Source organism: Micromonospora sp. CB01531 (genome assembly GCF_001905095.1).
In the GTDB taxonomy this organism is placed as follows: domain Bacteria; phylum Actinomycetota; class Actinomycetes; order Mycobacteriales; family Micromonosporaceae; genus Micromonospora.
In genome coordinates, this window is record NZ_LWLS01000094.1 from 146,483 (window position 1) to 163,157 (window position 16,675).

At 73.1% G+C, this 16,675-nt stretch carries 16 protein-coding genes; 11 read left to right on the forward strand and 5 right to left on the reverse strand.

Translation table 11 applies throughout. From position 1 onward, the window contains the following. Window positions 1-94 precede the first annotated feature (94 nt). The 5 genes from A6A27_RS28735 to A6A27_RS28755 all read left to right on the forward strand — a co-directional run bounded on the left by A6A27_RS28735 (window position 95) and on the right by A6A27_RS28755 (window position 4,440). Entirely contained in the window at window positions 95-961 is an 867-nt protein-coding gene (locus A6A27_RS28735) for a hypothetical protein (protein ID WP_073837765.1), read from the forward strand. Between the two features lie 4 nt (window positions 962-965). Continuing rightward, window positions 966-2,165: a fumarylacetoacetase gene (gene fahA / locus A6A27_RS28740; protein ID WP_073837766.1), complete on the forward strand. Its 1,200-nt coding sequence runs from the start codon at window positions 966-968 to the stop codon at window positions 2,163-2,165. Window positions 2,166-2,303: 138 nt separating this feature from the next. Then, the gene (locus tag A6A27_RS28745) at window positions 2,304-2,513 is read left to right on the forward strand and encodes a DUF397 domain-containing protein (protein WP_073837767.1); all 210 of its coding nucleotides are present in this window, start codon (window positions 2,304-2,306) and stop codon (window positions 2,511-2,513) included. Window positions 2,514-2,629: 116 nt separating this feature from the next. Beyond that, window positions 2,630-3,112: an SRPBCC family protein gene (locus tag A6A27_RS28750; protein ID WP_073837768.1), complete on the forward strand. Its 483-nt coding sequence runs from the start codon at window positions 2,630-2,632 to the stop codon at window positions 3,110-3,112. A 62-nt stretch (window positions 3,113-3,174) separates the two neighbouring features. Continuing rightward, window positions 3,175-4,440, forward strand: a complete 1,266-nt coding sequence (locus A6A27_RS28755; RefSeq protein ID WP_073837769.1) for an outer membrane protein assembly factor BamB family protein — start codon at window positions 3,175-3,177, stop codon at window positions 4,438-4,440. An 85-nt stretch (window positions 4,441-4,525) separates the two neighbouring features. On the opposite strand, the gene hisC is transcribed toward A6A27_RS28755, so the two are convergent. The 4 genes from hisC to hppD are packed head-to-tail and all read right to left on the reverse strand — an operon-like array spanning window position 4,526 to window position 8,609. Continuing rightward, window positions 4,526-5,629 (reverse strand): histidinol-phosphate transaminase, encoded by a 1,104-nt coding sequence (gene hisC / locus A6A27_RS28760; RefSeq protein ID WP_073837770.1) that lies wholly within the window; start codon window positions 5,627-5,629, stop codon window positions 4,526-4,528. Then, entirely contained in the window at window positions 5,626-6,657 is a 1,032-nt protein-coding gene (locus A6A27_RS28765) for an RDD family protein (protein ID WP_073837771.1), read from the reverse strand. The genes hisC and A6A27_RS28765 overlap by 4 nt, the downstream gene beginning before the upstream one ends. Before the next feature lie 22 nt (window positions 6,658-6,679). Continuing rightward, window positions 6,680-7,393 (reverse strand): RDD family protein, encoded by a 714-nt coding sequence (locus A6A27_RS28770; protein WP_073837772.1) that lies wholly within the window; start codon window positions 7,391-7,393, stop codon window positions 6,680-6,682. A gap of 10 nt (window positions 7,394-7,403) precedes the next feature. Further along, complete coding sequence (gene hppD, locus A6A27_RS28775) at window positions 7,404-8,609, reverse strand: 4-hydroxyphenylpyruvate dioxygenase (protein ID WP_073837773.1); 1,206 nt, start codon at window positions 8,607-8,609, stop codon at window positions 7,404-7,406. Window positions 8,610-8,748: 139 nt separating this feature from the next. On the opposite strand from hppD, the gene A6A27_RS28780 reads away from it, so the two are divergent. From A6A27_RS28780 to A6A27_RS28795, 4 genes are all read left to right on the forward strand, one after another. Further along, a complete protein-coding gene (locus A6A27_RS28780; RefSeq protein ID WP_073837774.1) occupies window positions 8,749-9,246 on the forward strand; it encodes an Lrp/AsnC family transcriptional regulator in 498 nt (165 codons plus the stop codon). A 101-nt stretch (window positions 9,247-9,347) separates the two neighbouring features. Next, window positions 9,348-10,796 (forward strand): outer membrane protein assembly factor BamB family protein, encoded by a 1,449-nt coding sequence (locus tag A6A27_RS28785; protein ID WP_083672957.1) that lies wholly within the window; start codon window positions 9,348-9,350, stop codon window positions 10,794-10,796. 67 nt (window positions 10,797-10,863) lie between these two features. After that, a complete protein-coding gene (locus tag A6A27_RS28790) occupies window positions 10,864-12,531 on the forward strand; it encodes a fumarate hydratase (RefSeq protein ID WP_073837775.1) in 1,668 nt (555 codons plus the stop codon). Window positions 12,532-12,871: 340 nt separating this feature from the next. Continuing rightward, complete coding sequence (locus tag A6A27_RS28795; protein WP_198940487.1) at window positions 12,872-14,281, forward strand: class II fumarate hydratase; 1,410 nt, start codon at window positions 12,872-12,874, stop codon at window positions 14,279-14,281. Window positions 14,282-14,307: 26 nt separating this feature from the next. On the opposite strand, the gene A6A27_RS28800 is transcribed toward A6A27_RS28795, so the two are convergent. Continuing rightward, a complete protein-coding gene (locus tag A6A27_RS28800; RefSeq protein ID WP_073837777.1) occupies window positions 14,308-14,853 on the reverse strand; it encodes a CGNR zinc finger domain-containing protein in 546 nt (181 codons plus the stop codon). A gap of 85 nt (window positions 14,854-14,938) precedes the next feature. On the opposite strand from A6A27_RS28800, the gene A6A27_RS28805 reads away from it, so the two are divergent. Next, window positions 14,939-15,898: an EamA family transporter gene (locus A6A27_RS28805; RefSeq protein WP_073837904.1), complete on the forward strand. Its 960-nt coding sequence runs from the start codon at window positions 14,939-14,941 to the stop codon at window positions 15,896-15,898. Further along, on the forward strand, window positions 15,895-16,590 hold the full coding sequence (locus tag A6A27_RS28810; protein ID WP_073837778.1) for an HAD family hydrolase: 696 nt from the start codon (window positions 15,895-15,897) through the stop codon (window positions 16,588-16,590). Before A6A27_RS28805 ends, A6A27_RS28810 begins: the two co-directional genes overlap by 4 nt. Window positions 16,591-16,675 lie beyond the last annotated feature (85 nt).

Here is a 16,675-nt window from a genome sequence, read left to right on the forward strand (position 1 = left end):
CTCGCCTCCCGATATGTCCCGTTCTCCGGCCAGCAGCGTCCGATAATCGGACGCGGTTGTCCGTTCCTCGTAGCGTCCCGTACATTCTTGTCTCGTGTCAACGCAGGTGCCCCGACTCTTCGCCGGCCTGGTAGACGACGCCGCGGTCTTCCCGCCCGGCAGTGCCGCGCTGCCGGAGGCGGTGGTCGCCCACCGGGGGCATCGCACCGCCTGGTACGCCGACCTCGTCGGCCCGCTCCTGCTGCCCGCCTCCGCCGTCGCCGCCGGTGAACTCAGCGGGCTGGTCGATCCGGCGGAGGGATTCGTCACCGGCCTGATCGGCGACACCGGCGTCGCGGGCGTGCCCGTCGCGCTGTCATTCCTCGCGCCGGACGGGGTCACGGTCCGGCAGGTCGAGGTGCCGGTCGCCAAGCGTGGTGAGGACCCGCAGCCCGGACTGACCGAGTTGCTGAACCTCACCGAGCGGCTCGACGGCACCCGGATCTACGCGGAGATCCCGCTGACCTTCGGCCTGCTGGGTGCCCTGGACACGCTCGCCGAGGCGCGGGCCGGCGGGCTGCCGGTCGCGGCCAAGTTCCGCACCGGCGGGCTGGCCGCCGAACTCTTCCCCACCCCGGTCGAGCTGGCCGCGGTGATCTGCGCCTGCCGGGACCGGCAGCTGCCGTTCAAGCTGACCGCCGGGCTGCACCACGCGATCCGCCACCGGGACCCGGAGACCGGCTTCACCCACCACGGCTTCGTCAACGTGCTCGCCGCGGCCCTCGCCGCCGCCGCCGGCCGTGAGGTGGACGCGGCCGCCGAGCTGCTCGCCGCCACCGACCCGGTACGCGTGGTAGAGCTGGTCCGGGCGCACCGGGACACCGAGCGCCCGCTCTGGGTCGGGTACGGCTCGTGCAGCATCGAGGAACCACTGACCGATCTGATCCGGCTGGGGCTGGTGAACGGGGGCTTCGAGGAGTGAGCGAATGAGCTGGGTGACGGGTACCGAGGGTTCCCCGTACGGGGTGACGAACCTGCCGTACGGGGTGTTCCGGCACGGCGACCGCGAGCCGCGGATCGGCGTACGCATCGGCGACTTCGTGCTGGACCTGGCCGGCGCGGAGGCCGCCGGCCTGGTGCTGGCGGCCGGGGCGCTGGGCCGGCCCACGCTGAACGAGTTCATGGCGCTCGGCCGTCCGCAGTGGACCGCCGTCCGGCAGCGGATCACCGAACTGCTCACCGACGCCGGACACCGGCCGGCGGTGGAGCCGCTGCTGGTGCCACTGCGCGAGGTGGAGCTGCTGCTTCCGTTCGAGGTGGCCGACTACGTCGACTTCTACTCGTCCGAGCACCACGCGGCCAACGTCGGGCAGATCTTCCGGCCGGGCCAGCCGCCGCTGCTGCCGAACTGGAAGCACGTGCCGATCGGCTACCACGGCCGGGCCGGCACCGTGGTGGTCTCCGGCACCCCGGTGGTCCGGCCCACCGGGCAGCGGGCCACCCCGCAGGGCCCGACCACCGGCGCCTCCGTACGCCTGGACATCGAGGCCGAGGTCGGCTTCGTGATCGGCCTGCCGAGCCGGCTCGGCGACCGGGTGTCCGTCGCGGACTTCGCCGACCACGTCTTCGGCGTGGTGCTGGTCAACGACTGGTCCGCCCGCGACATCCAGGCCTGGGAGTACCAGCCGCTCGGCCCGTTCCTGGGCAAGTCCTTCGCCACCTCGGTCTCGGCGTGGGTGACCCCGCTGGACGCGCTGACGGACGCCTTCGTCCCCGCCCCCGACCAAGACCCGCCGGTGCAGGGCTATCTGCAGGACAGCCCGCACCTCGGGCTGGACCTGGCCCTGGCGGTGGAGTGGAACGGCGAGCGCGTCAGCGAGCCGCCCTTCGCCACCATGTACTGGACGCCGGCCCAGCAGCTCGCCCACCTCACGGTCAACGGGGCTTCGCTGCGTACCGGCGATCTCTACGCCTCCGGCACGGTGTCCGGCCCGGAGCGCGGCCAGGTCGGTTCGTTCCTGGAGCTGGCCTGGGGCGGGACCGAGCCGGTCAAGTTCGCCGACGGCACCACCCGCACCTTCCTGGAGGACGGCGACACCGTCACCGTCACCGCCACCGCCCCCGGCCCGGACGGCACCACCATCGCCCTCGGCGAGGTCACCGGCACCATCCTTCCGCCCCGCTGAGCAGCGTCTTCACCCTCCGGCCCCGGTCGCACCGGCTGTGCGACCGGGGCCGTTGCGTCCCGCGTTGATCGTCCGGGATCCGGTACGCCCCGGCGGTGCGGGCCGGGGCGCACCCGAGCGGAACAGGAGGGAACGAGGATGACCGAGCTGACCGGCGCCGTCTGGCGCACCAGCAGCCGCTCCAACGACCAGGGTCTCTGTGTCGAGGTGGCGACCAACGTGGTCGCCGCGTACGGCGTGGTGGGGGTGCGCGACTCGAAGGATCGGAGCGGGCCGACGCTGGCGGTCCGCCCGCCGGGCTGGACGGCGTTCGTCGCCGCGATCCGGGCCGACGCGTTCCGTCGCTGACCCCCGGCCGCCGCACGCCCGGTGTCCCGCCCCGGGGGGCACCGGTGGTGGAAATGTCACCCCAGGCTCCCCGTTTCCCGTTCACGCGCCGTACCGTGGACGACACGGGAGGTGCCATGTCGACGGTCACGGTTTCCGCATTCATCGAAGCGCAGGATGTCGAGGTCTGGCGGCTCCTCACCGATCTGCCCGCGCGAGCCCGGTGGCTCTCCGCCGTCGGCGCGGTCGACGTCCTCACCCCCGGCGACTTCCGGCCCGGCACCGCCTGGCGGGAGACCCGGGTCCGGCCGGACGGCGCCGAGGCGCCGGAGGAGTTCGTGGTGGTCGAGGCGGTCGCCCCAGGGCGGCTGGTGCTCAGCTCGCGGGGTGCCGGCGCGGACTACCGGATCACCTGGACGCTGCGGAGGGTCGAGCGCCGGCGGCGCGGCTGCACCGAGGTCACCGTCGAGCAGGAGGCCGTGCCGACCGCCCGGTACGGCCGGATGCTGGCCCTGATCCTCGGCGGCCTGGCCGCCCGTGCCGTGGAGGGGGCGCTCCGGCGGGACCTCGCCGACCTGGCGCAGGCCGTCGGCCCCACCCGCTCGGCGGAGGCCGCCTGACCCGCCCCACCTCGCTGGGACCTGGCACCGCCGGTGGGTAGGGTGCCGGGCGGAGGTGCGGCATGAGGTGGCCCAAGCGGCGGCGGTGGATCACGATGGCGCTCGCGGCGGTGCTGGCCGTCGGCGCGGCGGCCGTCGTGGCCTACCGGGTGCTCGCGCCCGCCGAGGTCGACACGGTCGCCCGGGGCGCATACCCGCCGGCGCCGAGCCCGCAGACCGGGGTGATCGGCCGCCTGCCGGTGGCGCCGCTGGTCGTGGACGGCCGGCTCCGCGTCTACGCCGGCAACCGCCAGGTGTACGCCGACCAGCCGGTCGACGGACAGCACCGGGTGACCCCCTTCTGGTCGTACCGCCGCTGGCCGGCGCAGCTCGTCGGGGTGCTCGCCGACGGCACCACCGTGGTCAGCCGCTGGTCGGACGGGCTCCTCGTGGCGCTCGACGCGCGTACCGGACGGGTCGCCTGGCGGGCCGACGGGCCGGTGCCGGGACCGGTGCCGAAGCCCCGCCGGACCTACGCCTCGACCGTCTGGGACCCGGCCGACCTGTACGTCACCCGTACCGCCGACGGCCGGCGGGTGCTGGTCGCGGCCGGCCCGGGCCGGGCCGGCGGGTACGACCTGGCCGACGGCCGGCGGCTCTGGCGGGCCGACGTCGGCGGCGACTGCCGTACCGAGGTGGGGACCACGGTGGCCGGCGAGCTGCTCGCGGTGGACGCCTGCGACGGCCCGGCGCGGGTCGAGTTCCGGAACGCCGCCACCGGCGCGGTACGTACCCGCTGGCAGCCGCCCGGCGGCCCGGAGGATCTGATGGTGGTCCCCGTGGGCTGCCCGGACGGGCACTCGAACTGCCGGGGGCTGCGGGTCTCCGGCCCCGGCGACGACACCGGCCGGGGCTGGCTGGTCGGCCCGGGCGACCCGGTCCCCGCGCCCGCCCTCGACGGCACGGACACCGAACTCGACGGCGAGTGGGCGGTCGGCACGTCGGCCGGGCTGATCACGGGCCGCTCCGCGCGCACCGGCAAGGAGCTGTGGCGGCGGGCGGACCTGGGGCCGGTACGGATCATCGCGGTCGAGCCGGGCCGGGTGCACCTGCTGACCGAGCGGAACGAGCTGGTCACCCTCGATCCGGCGACCGGTGCGCAACGGTCCCGCTTCGTCCTGGACCTCGGCCACGACGGGGTCGGCTGGATGCCCGGCCGGGCATACGCGGCTGACGGCTACGTCGCCGTGGAGCGGGTCCGGCAGCGGGCGACCCCGGACGACGACGACCAGGCGTACTACCTGATGGCGGAGACGGTGCTGCTGGCGGCGACGGGAACGTCCCCCTGACCGCCGGCTCTGCCGACCGCTGCGGGGCGGCCGAGCCGGCGGTGTGGTCGGCGGGGGCCCCGCAACGCCGGGGGCCCTCCTTCCGTCAGGCCAGCGCCGCCTCGGCGGCGGCCAGGAAGGCGTCGTTCTCGGCCGGGGTGCCGATGGTGACGCGGACCCCGTCGCCCGGGAACGGCCGGACGATCACGCCCCGCGCCTCGCAGGCCCGGCCGAACTCGACGGCCCGCTCGCCGAGCGGCAGCCAGACGAAGTTGGCCTGGCTGGTCGGCACGTCCGGGACGAGCTTGCGCACCGCCTCGGTGACCCGGTCCCGCTCCGCGACGACCCGCGCGCAGCGGCGCTCGACCTCGTCGGCCTGGGCCAGCGCGGCGAGCGCACCGGCCTGGGCGGCCAGGCTGGTGGAGAACGGCGTGACGACCTTGCGGACGGCGGCGGCCACGCTCGGCTCGGCGACCAGCCAGCCGATCCGCAGGCCGGCCAGCCCCCACGCCTTGGACAGGGTGCGCAGCACGGCCACGTTCGGGCGGTCCAGGTAGCTCAGGCCGTCCGGCACCTCCGGGTCCGTGACGAACTCCCGGTACGCCTCGTCGATCACCACGAGCACGTCATCCGGCACCGCGTCGAGGAACCGGTCCAGCTCCGCCTTGCGGACCGCCGTGCCGGTCGGGTTGTTCGGGTTGCAGACCAGGATCATCCGGGTCCGGTCGGTCACCGCCGCCGCCATCGAGGCCAGGTCGTGGCCGTGGCCGGCGTCGTTCGGCACCCGCACGCTGGTCGCGCCGCTGGTCGCCGCGATGATCGGGTACGCCTCGAACGACCGCCACGAGTAGAGCAGCTCGTCACCGGGGAGGCAGGTGGCCCGGACCAGGTGCTCGGCCAGCGCCACCGAGCCGCAGCCGGTGGCGATCCGGTCGGGGTCCACGCCGTACCGCTCGGCGAGAGCCTGGCGCAGCGCCACCACGCCCATGTCCGGGTACCGGTGCGAACCTGCCATCGCCTCGGCCACCGCCTCCACCACGCCCGGCAGCGGGCCGTAGGGAACCTCGTTGCTGGCCAGCTTGATCGCCTCGGGCAGGCCCAGCTCGCGGGCCAGGTCGGCCGGGCTGCGCCCGGGCACGTAGCTGGGCAGCGCGTCCAGGTCGGCGCGGGTCAGCCGCAGCGGAGGCTGGTGACGTCCGGTGTCGGTCATGGGGTGTCTCCCGGGGGATTGGCGCTGTCGCGCGAGGTGGTACGGGTTTCGGGCCTGGTGCGGGGGAGTTGGACCACCACGGTCTGCGCCCGCTTGTCGTGCAGCGCCTGGCGCAGCGGCTGGTCGAAGAGCGGGGAGACCGCGTCGACGAACTGCAGCAGCAGGCCGAAGCCGCAGCAGTACCAGAGCAGCGTCGGCAGGCCTAGGGTGCTCCACCGCCGGGTGGCCCGGCCGAAGCCGAGCGGCTGGTCGGCCTCGATCGGCAGCGCCCGGACGCCCATCACCCGCTTGCCGAAGGTCTGTCCCCGGGCGGCCATCGAGGGCACCTCGTACGCGTACCAGAGCGCGGTGGCGATCAGCAGGATGACGATCTGCAGCGCGGCGGCCTGTTCGCCCGGCTGGGGCAGCCCGTCGGTGGAGGTCTCCCCGGCCAGCGACCGGCGCACCGACTCGCGCAGGTACGGCGAGATCTCCTCGAAGTAGCGCCAGACGAACCAGCCGTTCACCACGACGTTGAGCAGGAACACCACGCCGAGGTCGATCAGCCGGGCGACCAGCCGCGCGCCGTACGACGCGAGCGGCAGCCCGTGCGGCTGCGGCGCGGGCGGGCGTACCGGCCAGGTCGGGTACGGCCAGCCCGGCGGCGGTCCCGCCGGCTGGCCCGGTCCGCTCGGCTGCCCCGGCCACTGGGCCGGCCCGCCGACCGGCTGCCCGGGGTAGGGCCCGCCGACCGGCTGCCCGGGGTAGGGCCCGCCGGCCGGCTGCCCGGGGTAGGGCCCGCCGGCCGGCTGCCCGGGGTACGGCCCGCTGACCGGCTGCTCTGGATGCGGCGCGGCGGGGGGCTGGCCCGGGTACGGGGCCGGGGCGGTGGGGGCCGGCGCGGCGGCGGGGGCCGGTTCGGGCGGCGGCGGGCCCTCGGGCGGGGTGGCGTCGACGGGGATCGGCGCGCCGATCCATCCCTCGCCGTCCCAGTACCGTCGGGTCTCGGGGTCGGCGGGGTCCACGTGCCAGCCGGGTTCCACGCTCACGGTCGTGCCTCGTTGCGCTCGCTCACGCAGCAACCTTAACGACGACGGTTCCGGCGAACTTGTCGTGCAGGCACTGCTGCCAGGGCTTGTCCCAGAGCTGCCAGAAACCGTCGAGGTAGCTGGCGAAGGGCACCAGCGAGCCGGCGACGAACTCCACCAGGTACCGCTTGCCCAGCGCGCCCCGGGTCAGGGTGGCGCCCGGCTCGACCGGGACGATGCGGATCTTCATCACCTTCTTGCCGAGCGTCTGGCCGGTCCGGCGGGCGTACTCCACGTGGTACAGCCAGTAGAAGACGAGCAGGAGCGCGAAGATCCCCAGCTCGGCGAGGAGCACCGGCAGGAAGACGTCGGTGATGAGCATCGACGGGTCGGGCTCGGCCAGCGTCCCGTCCGGGCCGGGCGGTGGCATCTGGTCCACCATCCGGACAACCAGCCAGACGAAGACTGGCAGGAAGAGCACCATGGCGAGGGCGCTCGCCACAGCGGTGTCGATCAGCCAGGCGAGCAGCCGGTCGGTGAAGCTGGCGAGCGGCTGACCGTTCGGCGCCAGCGCCAGCGGCACGAATCCCGGGTACGGCGAATGCGCGGGCGGGGGGTACCCCGGCAGCCCGGCGTACGTCGGCGGGGCGTACTGCGTGGGGGGCGCGTACGACGGTCCGGAAGGGGGCGCGAAGCCGCCGCCCGGGGGCGGGGACCCGGCGGGCGGCGGAGACGCGTTCGGGGGAGGCTGGGTCACGCGGACAGTGTTACAGGTTGCCGCGCTTCTCCTGCTCCCGCTCGATCGCCTCGAACAGGGCCTTGAAGTTGCCCTTGCCGAAGCCGAGCGAGCCGTGCCGCTCGATCAGCTCGAAGAAGACGGTCGGGCGGTCCTGCACCGGCTTGGTGAAGATCTGCAGCAGGTAGCCGTCCTCGTCCCGGTCGACCAGGATCTTGCGGGCCTTCAGCTCCTCGATCGGCACCCGCACCTGGCCGATCCGGGCGCGCAGCTCCGGGTCGTCGTAGTAGGAGTCCGGGGTGTCCAAGAAATCGACGCCGGCGGCCCGCATGGCGTCAACGCTGGCCAGGATGTCGTTGGTGGCCACGGCGATGTGCTGGGCACCCGGCCCCTGGTAGAACTCCAGGTACTCGTCGATCTGCGACTTCTTGCGGGCGACGGCCGGCTCGTTGAGCGGGAACTTCACCTTGCGGGTACCGCTCGCGACCACCTTGCTCATCAGCGCGGAGTAGTCGGTTGCGATGTCGTCACCGATGAACTCGGCCATGTTGCTGAAGCCCATGACCCGCTTGTAGAACTCGACCCACTCGTCCATCCGGCCCAGCTCCACGTTGCCGACCACGTGGTCGACGGCCTGGAAGAAACGCTTCGGCTGGATGCCCGCGTCGATCATCGGCTGCCGGTCCACGATCGGCCCGCGGGCCACGAAGCCGGGCAGGAACGGCCCGGTGTACCGGGACCGGTCGACCAGGGTGTGCCGGGTGTCCCCGTACGTGGCGATGGCCGCCAGCCGGACGGTGCCGTGTTCGTCGGTGACGTCGTGCGGCTCGACCAGGCCGGTCGCGCCCTGCGCGATGGCGTGGGCGTACGCGGCGTCCACGTCCGGCACCTCCAGCGCGATGTCGGAGACGCCGTCGCTGTGCTTCGCCACGTGCTCGGCGCCCTCGGCGTCCGGGCGGACCACGCCGGTCAGCACGAACCGGGCCGAGCCGCTGGTCAGGACGTACTGGGCGTGGTCCCGGTAGCCCTGCTCCGGGCCCCGGTACGCCACGCAGGTCATGCCGAACGCGGTGGAGTAGTAGTGGGCGGCCTGCTTGGCGTTGCCCACCAGGAAGTGCACGTGGTCGAGCCCCTTGACCGGGAACGGGTCCCGGCTGATGTCGTGGTCGACCGCGCCGACGAGGGCGTCGACGTCGACCTCCTCGGTCGACTGGGGTCGGTCGATCGCCTGGGTCATGGTGGCCTCCCTTGCGTACCGGCCGGCCTCGTGGGCCGCCGTTGACTGCTGTTGTGGCGAGGATTGCTTTCCCGCCACCGGTTGGGCAACAGTTGCCAGAATTGCTGGTCAGCTTGTGCATTCCGTAAAGTGAAACCCCATGAACGCTGGTCAGGATGTACAGCTCGACGAACTGGATGCGCGGTTGATCGAACTGCTCGCCGAGGAGCCGCGGATCGGGGTGCTGGAGTGCTCCCGCCGGCTCGGCGTGGCCCGGGGCACCGTCCAGGCCCGGCTCGACAAGCTGGTCGACCGGGGGGTGATCACCGGCTTCGGCCCGGACATCACCCCGGCCGCGATCGGCTTCGGGGTGACCAGCTTCGTGACCCTGGAGATCAGCCAGCGGCACGGCCACGATCCGGTCACCGCGCACCTGGCCGCCATCCCCGAGGTGCTGGAGGCGCACACCATCACCGGCTCCAGCGACCTGCTCTGCCGGATCGTGGCCCGGTCGAACACCGACCTGCAGCGGGTGATCGACCAGATCGTCTCGTCGGAGGGGATCCGGCGCGCCTCCACGATCATCGCGCTCGCCGAGCAGATCCCCTACCGCACGCTTCCCCTGGTCCGCTCCGCCGCCCGCCGGGCCCCGGCCTGACGCCTCACGCGGCCCGGCGCCCCTCTTAACACGCTGGCCGGCGCAGAAACCGGCGCGACACGCAGCCGCGCGGGCTCGGCGGCGCAGTGATCGTCGCTACCGTGTGCGGTGTGAAGGGCCTTGGCGTACGCGGCTGGTTGCTGCTGGGGCTCATCACCGTGATCGTGCTCGCCGCCACCGGCGTGTGGAACCCGTTCCCGACCTTGTGGGACTGGGTCGACCGGAGCGAGCCGATCGCCGAGCCGGACGTGGTCTGGCAGCAGCGGGTCGGCGGCACGCCGAAGAGCGTCACCATCGCCGGCGACACCGTCGTCGTCGAGCAACGCACCCGGGTCGAGGCGCGCAGCCTGGCCACCGGCACCCAGCTCTGGGAGCGCAAGGCGGACTGGGCGGCGGTCGCCGGCGGCGACCGGGACCCGGTCGTCGCCGTGGGCAAGCTCCTCGTGAAGGGGTACGAGCTGCTCGACCCGACCAGCGGTGCGGTGCGCCGGAGCGACGACCGGGCGGTGGCGGTCTGGACGTACCGGAACCTGTTGCTCGACGCGCGCTGCGCGGACGCCACCGACTGCACGCTGAGCGCCTGGGAACCGCGCGGCACCAAGCCGTTGTGGACCGCGTTCCTGCCCGGCGTGCACAGCGGGCTGCTCGCCGACAACCCGGACCTGCTCGGCACCCGGCGGCTGAGCGCCCCCCGGATCGACGGCGGCGTGGCCGGGCCGGAGGACGTCCCGCCGTTGCTCGGCTTCCCCGTCGACGGGCGGGTGCACGTGGTGGACACGGCCACCGGCCGGGTGCTGCAGAACGTCCAGCCCGGCCGGGAGGAGCGGCTGGCCGTGATCGGCGGCCGGCTGCTCCGGATCAACGCCACCTCCCGGGACGGCAGCTGCTACTTCGCCGTCTCCGCCGTCGACCCGGCGACCAGCCGGCAGGTGTGGCAGCGGAACGGGGTGAACCTGCGGACCGCCGACTACGCCGGCTGCGTGCAGCGGGAGGACCCGCAGGGCGCCCGGAACGTGCTGATCGGGGTCGCCCCGGACGGCCGCGAGGCGGTGCTCGACGGGTACGACGGCCGGCTGCTCCACGTCGGCGCGGACGGCGAGAAGCTGCTCGCCGTCGACGACCGGTACGCGCTGGTGCGCAGCGCGGACAAGCGCTCGATCCTCGGCCGGGAGCTGTCGGTCGACCGGAACCAGTGGACCCGGGCCGCCGGATCGAAGAGCGGGGCGGCCCTCACCCCGTACGCGGCGGTGATCGCCGAGGAGAAGCCGTCCCGGCTGGTCGCGGTCGACCCGCGTACCGGACGGGAGCTCGCCGTGCTGCGTACCTCGGCGAACGCCCTGGCGGTCGGCCCGAACGGCATGATCATCGGGGAGGGTCGGGAGATCGGGTACGTCCGCTGGGGGGCCGGAACGTCGGCGGGGCCCCCGCCGGTCGACGGGGGCAGCGGCCCCGGCCCGAACCCGGGCGGCAGCACCTACGTCCCCCCGTCGGATCAGGGGAACTGCGGACCGAAGCGGGAGCTGTGCGACTCGCCGGGCAACGGTGGGTGAGAGCGGCATCCCAGGACGCCCCCGGCGGGTGCCACCGATCGACGCCGCTGCCCTAGGCTTTTCCGTCATGAGCAGTGCCGCCGCGTTCTCGTACGCCCCCTTGCTGCCGACCGGTCCCGACCACACCGAATACCGCCTGGTCACCGACGAGGGCGTCGACGTCGTCAACGGCCCGGGTGGCCGTCGCTTCCTCACCGTGGAGCCCTCCGCGCTGACCGCGCTGACCGCCGAGGCGATGCACGACATCGCCCACTTCCTGCGCCCGGCGCACCTGGCCCAGCTCCGGTCGATCATCGACGACCCGATGGCCTCGCCGAACGACCGGTTCGTCGCGCTGGACCTGCTGCGCAACGCCAACATCGCCGCCGGCGGCGTGCTGCCGATGTGCCAGGACACCGGCACCGCGATTGTGATGGGCAAGCGCGGCCGGCACGTGCTCACCGACGGCACCGACGCCGAGGCCATCTCGCGCGGCGTCTACCAGGCGTACACCCGGCTGAACCTGCGCTACTCGCAGCTCGCCCCGCTGACCATGTGGGAGGAGCGGAACACCGGCAGCAACCTGCCCGCCCAGGTGGAGCTCTACGCCGAGGACCCGGACGGGCACCCGGACGCGTACAAGTTCCTGTTCATGGCCAAGGGCGGCGGGTCGGCCAACAAGTCGTACCTCTACCAGGAGACCAAGGCGCTGTTGAACCCGACGCGGATGATGCAGTTCCTGGAGGAGAAGCTGCGGCTGATCGGCACCGCGGCCTGCCCGCCCTACCACCTGGCCATCGTCATCGGCGGCACCTCCGCCGAGTACGCGCTGAAGACCGCCAAGTACGCCTCCGCCAAGTACCTGGACACCCTGCCCACCTCTGGCTCGATGAGCGCGCACGGCTTCCGTGACCTGGAGTTGGAGGCCGAGGTGCTGGAGCTGACCCGCAACTTCGGCATCGGCGCGCAGTTCGGCGGCCGCTACTTCTGCCACGACGTACGGGTGGTCCGGCTGCCCCGGCACGGCGCCTCCTGCCCGGTGGCGATCGCCGTCTCCTGCTCCGCCGACCGGCAGGCCGTCGCCAAGATCACTCCGTCCGGGGTATGGCTGGAGCGGTTGGAGACCGACCCGGCGCGCTACCTGCCCGACGTGACCGATGCGCAGCTCGACGCGTCCGAGGTGGTCCGGGTCGACCTCAACCGGCCGATGGACGAGATCCGCGCCGAGCTGTCGAAGTACCCGGTGAAGACCCGGCTGTCGCTGACCGGCCCGCTGGTGGTGGCCCGGGACATCGCGCACGCCAAGATCGCCGAGCGGCTGGACGCCGGTGAGCCGATGCCGCAGTACCTCCGCGACCACGCCGTCTACTACGCCGGTCCGGCCAAGACCCCCGAGGGCTACGCCTCCGGCTCGTTCGGCCCGACCACGGCCGGCCGGATGGACGCGTACGTGGAGAAGTTCCAGGCGGCCGGCGGGTCGATGGTGATGCTGGCCAAGGGGAACCGCTCGGCCCAGGTCACCCGCTCCTGCCAGCAGCACGGCGGCTTCTACCTCGGCTCGATCGGCGGCCCGGCCGCCCGGCTCGCCCAGGACTGCATCAAGCACGTCGAGGTGCTCGAATACCCCGAGCTCGGCATGGAGGCGGTCTGGAAGATCGAGGTGGAGAACTTCCCGGCCTTCATCGTCGTTGACGACAAGGGCAACGACTTCTTCGCCGAGGTCACCAAGCCGGTGCTCACCGTCGGCCGGCGCTGACCCTGGCGATGCGAAAGGGGCGCCGGGTGGGATCCCACCCGGCGCCCCTTTTCCGTTCGCCGCCGGTCAGCCCGGGTTGGCCACGGGGAACCAGTACCCGCCCTCCCCGGGCTGCTCTGCTCGAAGTTGCACAGGAAGGCGTACGGGAAGCAGATGCGGTTCGGGATCCTGGGATGCCCCGATCCGGGTGCCGCTCGCGCCCACTGGATCCGGGCGCTGGCGCTGTTCCGTGAGTTCGGGGCCCCGAGCGGCACGAGGTGGAGCAGCTCCTCGCCGAGCTGGGCTGAGCCCGTGCCGGTGCGGCCTGCTTTCCCTGCGGTCCGGGGATCAGCGCGGCAGGATGGTACGCGTGACGACTCCAGAGGCGACCGGCTACCGGATCGAACGCGACTCGATGGGCGAGGTGGAGGTCCCAGCCGAGGCGTTGTGGCGAGCGCAGACCCAGCGTGCCGTGCAGAACTTTCCGATCTCGGGGCGGGGCCTGGAACCGGCCCAGATCAAGGCGCTGGCGCAGATCAAGGGGGCCGCCGCCCAGGTCAACGGCGAGCTGGGGGTGATCGGGGCGGACGTGGCCGAGGCGATCACCACCGCCGCCGCGCACGTGGCCGACGGCGGCTACGACGACCAGTTCCCGGTCGACGTCTTCCAGACCGGCTCCGGCACGTCGTCCAACATGAACGCCAACGAGGTGATCGCCACGCTGGCCAGCCGGGAGCTGGGCCGGAACGTGCACCCGAACGACGACGTCAACGCCTCGCAGTCCAGCAACGACGTGTTCCCGACGTCGATCCACCTGGCCGCCACCCAGTTCGTGGTGGAGGATCTGATTCCCTCGTTGAAGCATCTGGCCGGGGCGCTGGAGGAGAAGGCGGCTGAGTTCGAGACCGTGGTCAAGGCCGGACGTACCCACCTGATGGACGCCACCCCGGTCACCCTGGGCCAGGAGTTCGGCGGGTACGCCGCCCAGGTCCGCTACGGCATCGAGCGGCTGGAATCCGCGCTGCCGCGGCTGGCCGAACTGCCGCTCGGCGGCACCGCCGTCGGCACCGGCATCAACACCCCGCTCGGCTTCGCGGGCCGGGTGATCGAGAAGCTGCGCGAGTCGACCGGGCTGCTGCTGACCGAGGCGCGCAACCACTTCGAGGCGCAGGGCGCCCGGGACGCGCTGGTGGAGACCTCCGGCCAGCTCCGCACCATCGCGGTCGGCCTGTACAAGATCGCCAACGACATCCGGTGGATGGGCTCCGGCCCCCGGGCCGGCCTGCGGGAGCTGCGCATCCCCGATCTCCAGCCCGGCTCGTCGATCATGCCGGGCAAGGTGAACCCGGTGGTCGCCGAGGCGATGCGGCAGGTCTGTGCGCAGGTCATCGGCAACGACGCCACGGTCGCGTTCGCCGGCTCGCAGGGCGACTTCGAGCTGAACGTGATGCTTCCGGTGATGGGCCGCAACCTGCTGGAGTCGATCAAGCTGCTGGCCGCGTCGAGCCGCCTCTTCGCCGACCGCCTGGTGGTCGGCCTGGTCGCGGACGCCGAGGTCTGTCTGGCGTACGCCGAGGGCTCGCCGTCGATCGTCACCCCGCTCAACCGCCACCTCGGGTACGACGAGGCCGCCTCGATCGCCAAGGAGGCGCTGGCCAGGCAGGTCTCGATCCGGGAGGTGGTGATCTCCCGGGGACACGTCGCCTCGGGCAGGCTCAGCGAGGCCCAGCTCGACGAGGCCCTGGACCTGCTCCGGATGACCCACCCCTGACCGGGGCTCCGGATCGTGCCGGCCGGTCAGGAGTGGGATGCCGCCTTGCGGGCTCGGTAGGCGCTCACGGCGGCACGGTTGCCGCAGCCGGCGTCGCAGAACCGGCGGGACCGGTTCTTCGAGAGGTCGACCAGTACCTTGTCGCAGTCCGGGTGCTCGCACAGCCGTAGCCGGCTGAGCTCAGCCGTGCGGACTAGGTCGGCCATGGCCATGGCGGCCTCGACGGCCATCCGGGTCGCCAGCGGCGCGTCGCGCGGCACGGCGTGCAGGTGGTACGGCTCGCCGTCGTGCCGGATGAGCTCGGGCAGCGCGTGCGACTCGCGGAGCAGCCCGTTGACGATGGCCACCACCTCGTCGGTGTCGGCGTACCAGATCCGGCGGAGCCGGGGGCGCAGCGCGCGGACCTCGCGCAGCTCCGCGTCGGTGTGCTCGTGCCGGCCGCTCCAGCCGTGCGCGGCGATGAACTCGTCGAGGGCGGGCACGTCGGGCAGGCCCTCCCGGTCCGGCCCGGCGGTGTTCACCAGTCCCGCGGCCGCGACCAGGCCACACTCGGTGTCATGGGCGAATAGCAACTTGACTCCTGTCAGGATGCCGGCCTAGCGTCATCAGCATAACCATGTTTCACCAATGACCGGTCGTTCGATCAAGGAGCTGTCGATGCGTGAACGGTCCGGCGTCGGCCTCGGCCTGGCCCTGCTCTCCGCGCTCACGTTCGCCACATCGGGCACCTTCGCCCGTTCCCTGATCGCCGGCGACTGGTCCGCCGAGGCGGTGGTGCTGGCCCGGGTCGGCATCGCGGCGCTGGTGCTGGCCGTGCCGGCGCTGCTGGCGCTGCGCGGGCGGTGGCCGGTGCTGCGGCGCAACGCCGGCACGATCGTCGTGTTCGGACTGCTCGGGGTGGCGGTGGCCCAGGCGTGCTTCTTCAACGCGGTCCGCTACCTGCCGGTCGGTGTCGCGCTCCTGCTGGAGTATCTGGGCATCGTGCTGGTGGTCGGCTGGATGTGGCTGGTCCACGGCCAGCGACCCCGACTGCTCACCGTGATCGGGTCGCTGACCGCGCTCGGCGGGCTCGCGTTCGTGCTGGACCTGACCGGCGCCGGACGGCTCGACCCGATCGGGGTGCTCTGGGGGCTCGGTGCCGGGGTCGGGCTGGCCGGCTACTACGTCATCGCCGGTCGGGTCGACGCCGCGCTGCCGTCCGTGGTGATGGCGAGCTGCGGGATGGCCATCGGCGCGCTGGCACTCGCCCTGCTCGGCATGGCCCGGCTGCTGCCGCTGCGCGCCGACACCGCCGACGTCACCTTCGCCGGGCACCAGGTGAGCTGGCTGGTGCCGATCGCCGGGCTGTCGTTGATCGCCGCGGTGGTCGCGTACCTGGCCGGGGTCGCGGGAGCCCGGCTGCTCGGCGCGCGCCTGTCCTCCTTCGTCGGGCTGACCGAGGTGATGTTCGCGGTGCTGATCGCCTGGCTGGTGCTGGCCGAACTGCCGACCGCCGTGCAGCTGCTCGGCGGGGCCTTGATCGTGGTCGGGGTCGCCCTGGTCCGGCTGGACGAGCTGCGCACGCCGGAGACGGTCCCGCCGGCCCCGGCCGAGCCGGCGCTGGCCGGCGAGCGATGAGCGAACCGCGTACCGCGATCGTCTTCGACGCCGACGAGACCCTGATCGACCTGCGCCCGGCGGTCACCGGCGCGCTGGTGGCCGTACTCGAGGAGATGCGGCGGTGGACCCCGGCGGCCGCCGGGGTCTCGCTGGCGAACCTGGAGTCGGACTGGGGTGCGGTGTTCGGCGCGCTGAGCGCCGCGCCGGTGCAGGAGATCCGGCGGGCGGCGCTGGCCCGGTCGCTGGCCCGGGCCGGCCTCGACGAGCACCTGGACGAGTTCGCCGCGCTCTTCTTCGCCCGCCGCTTCGCGCTGAGCCGGCCGTTCCCGGACGCGGTGCCCGCGCTGGCCGCGCTGCGCCCGCGGCACCTGCTGGGCCTGGCCACCAACGGCAACAGCCGCGCCGAACGCTGCGGGCTCGCCGGCCAGTTCACCTTCGAGCTGTACGCGCACGAGAACGGCCTGCCGAAGAAGCCCGCCCCGGAGTTCTACGCCGCCGTGGTGACGGCGGCCGGACTGCCGCCCGAGCGGATCGTGTACGTCGGGGACTCGCCAGAGCACGACGTGGTGGCAGCGCAGCGTGTCGGACTGCGCGCCGTGTGGCTGAACCGGGCCGGCCTGCCCCGCCCCTCCGGGCTGATCCCGGACGCCGAGGTGTCCACGCTCGCCGACCTACCCGACCTCCTCCTCGACCTCTTCGGCCGCCCCTGACTCTCATCGATCAACTCGATGTGCGGCAAGGTGCGCTCTCGTGGCCGCTCGTAAGCCCAATGTGCCGCACCCCGAGTTGATCAAC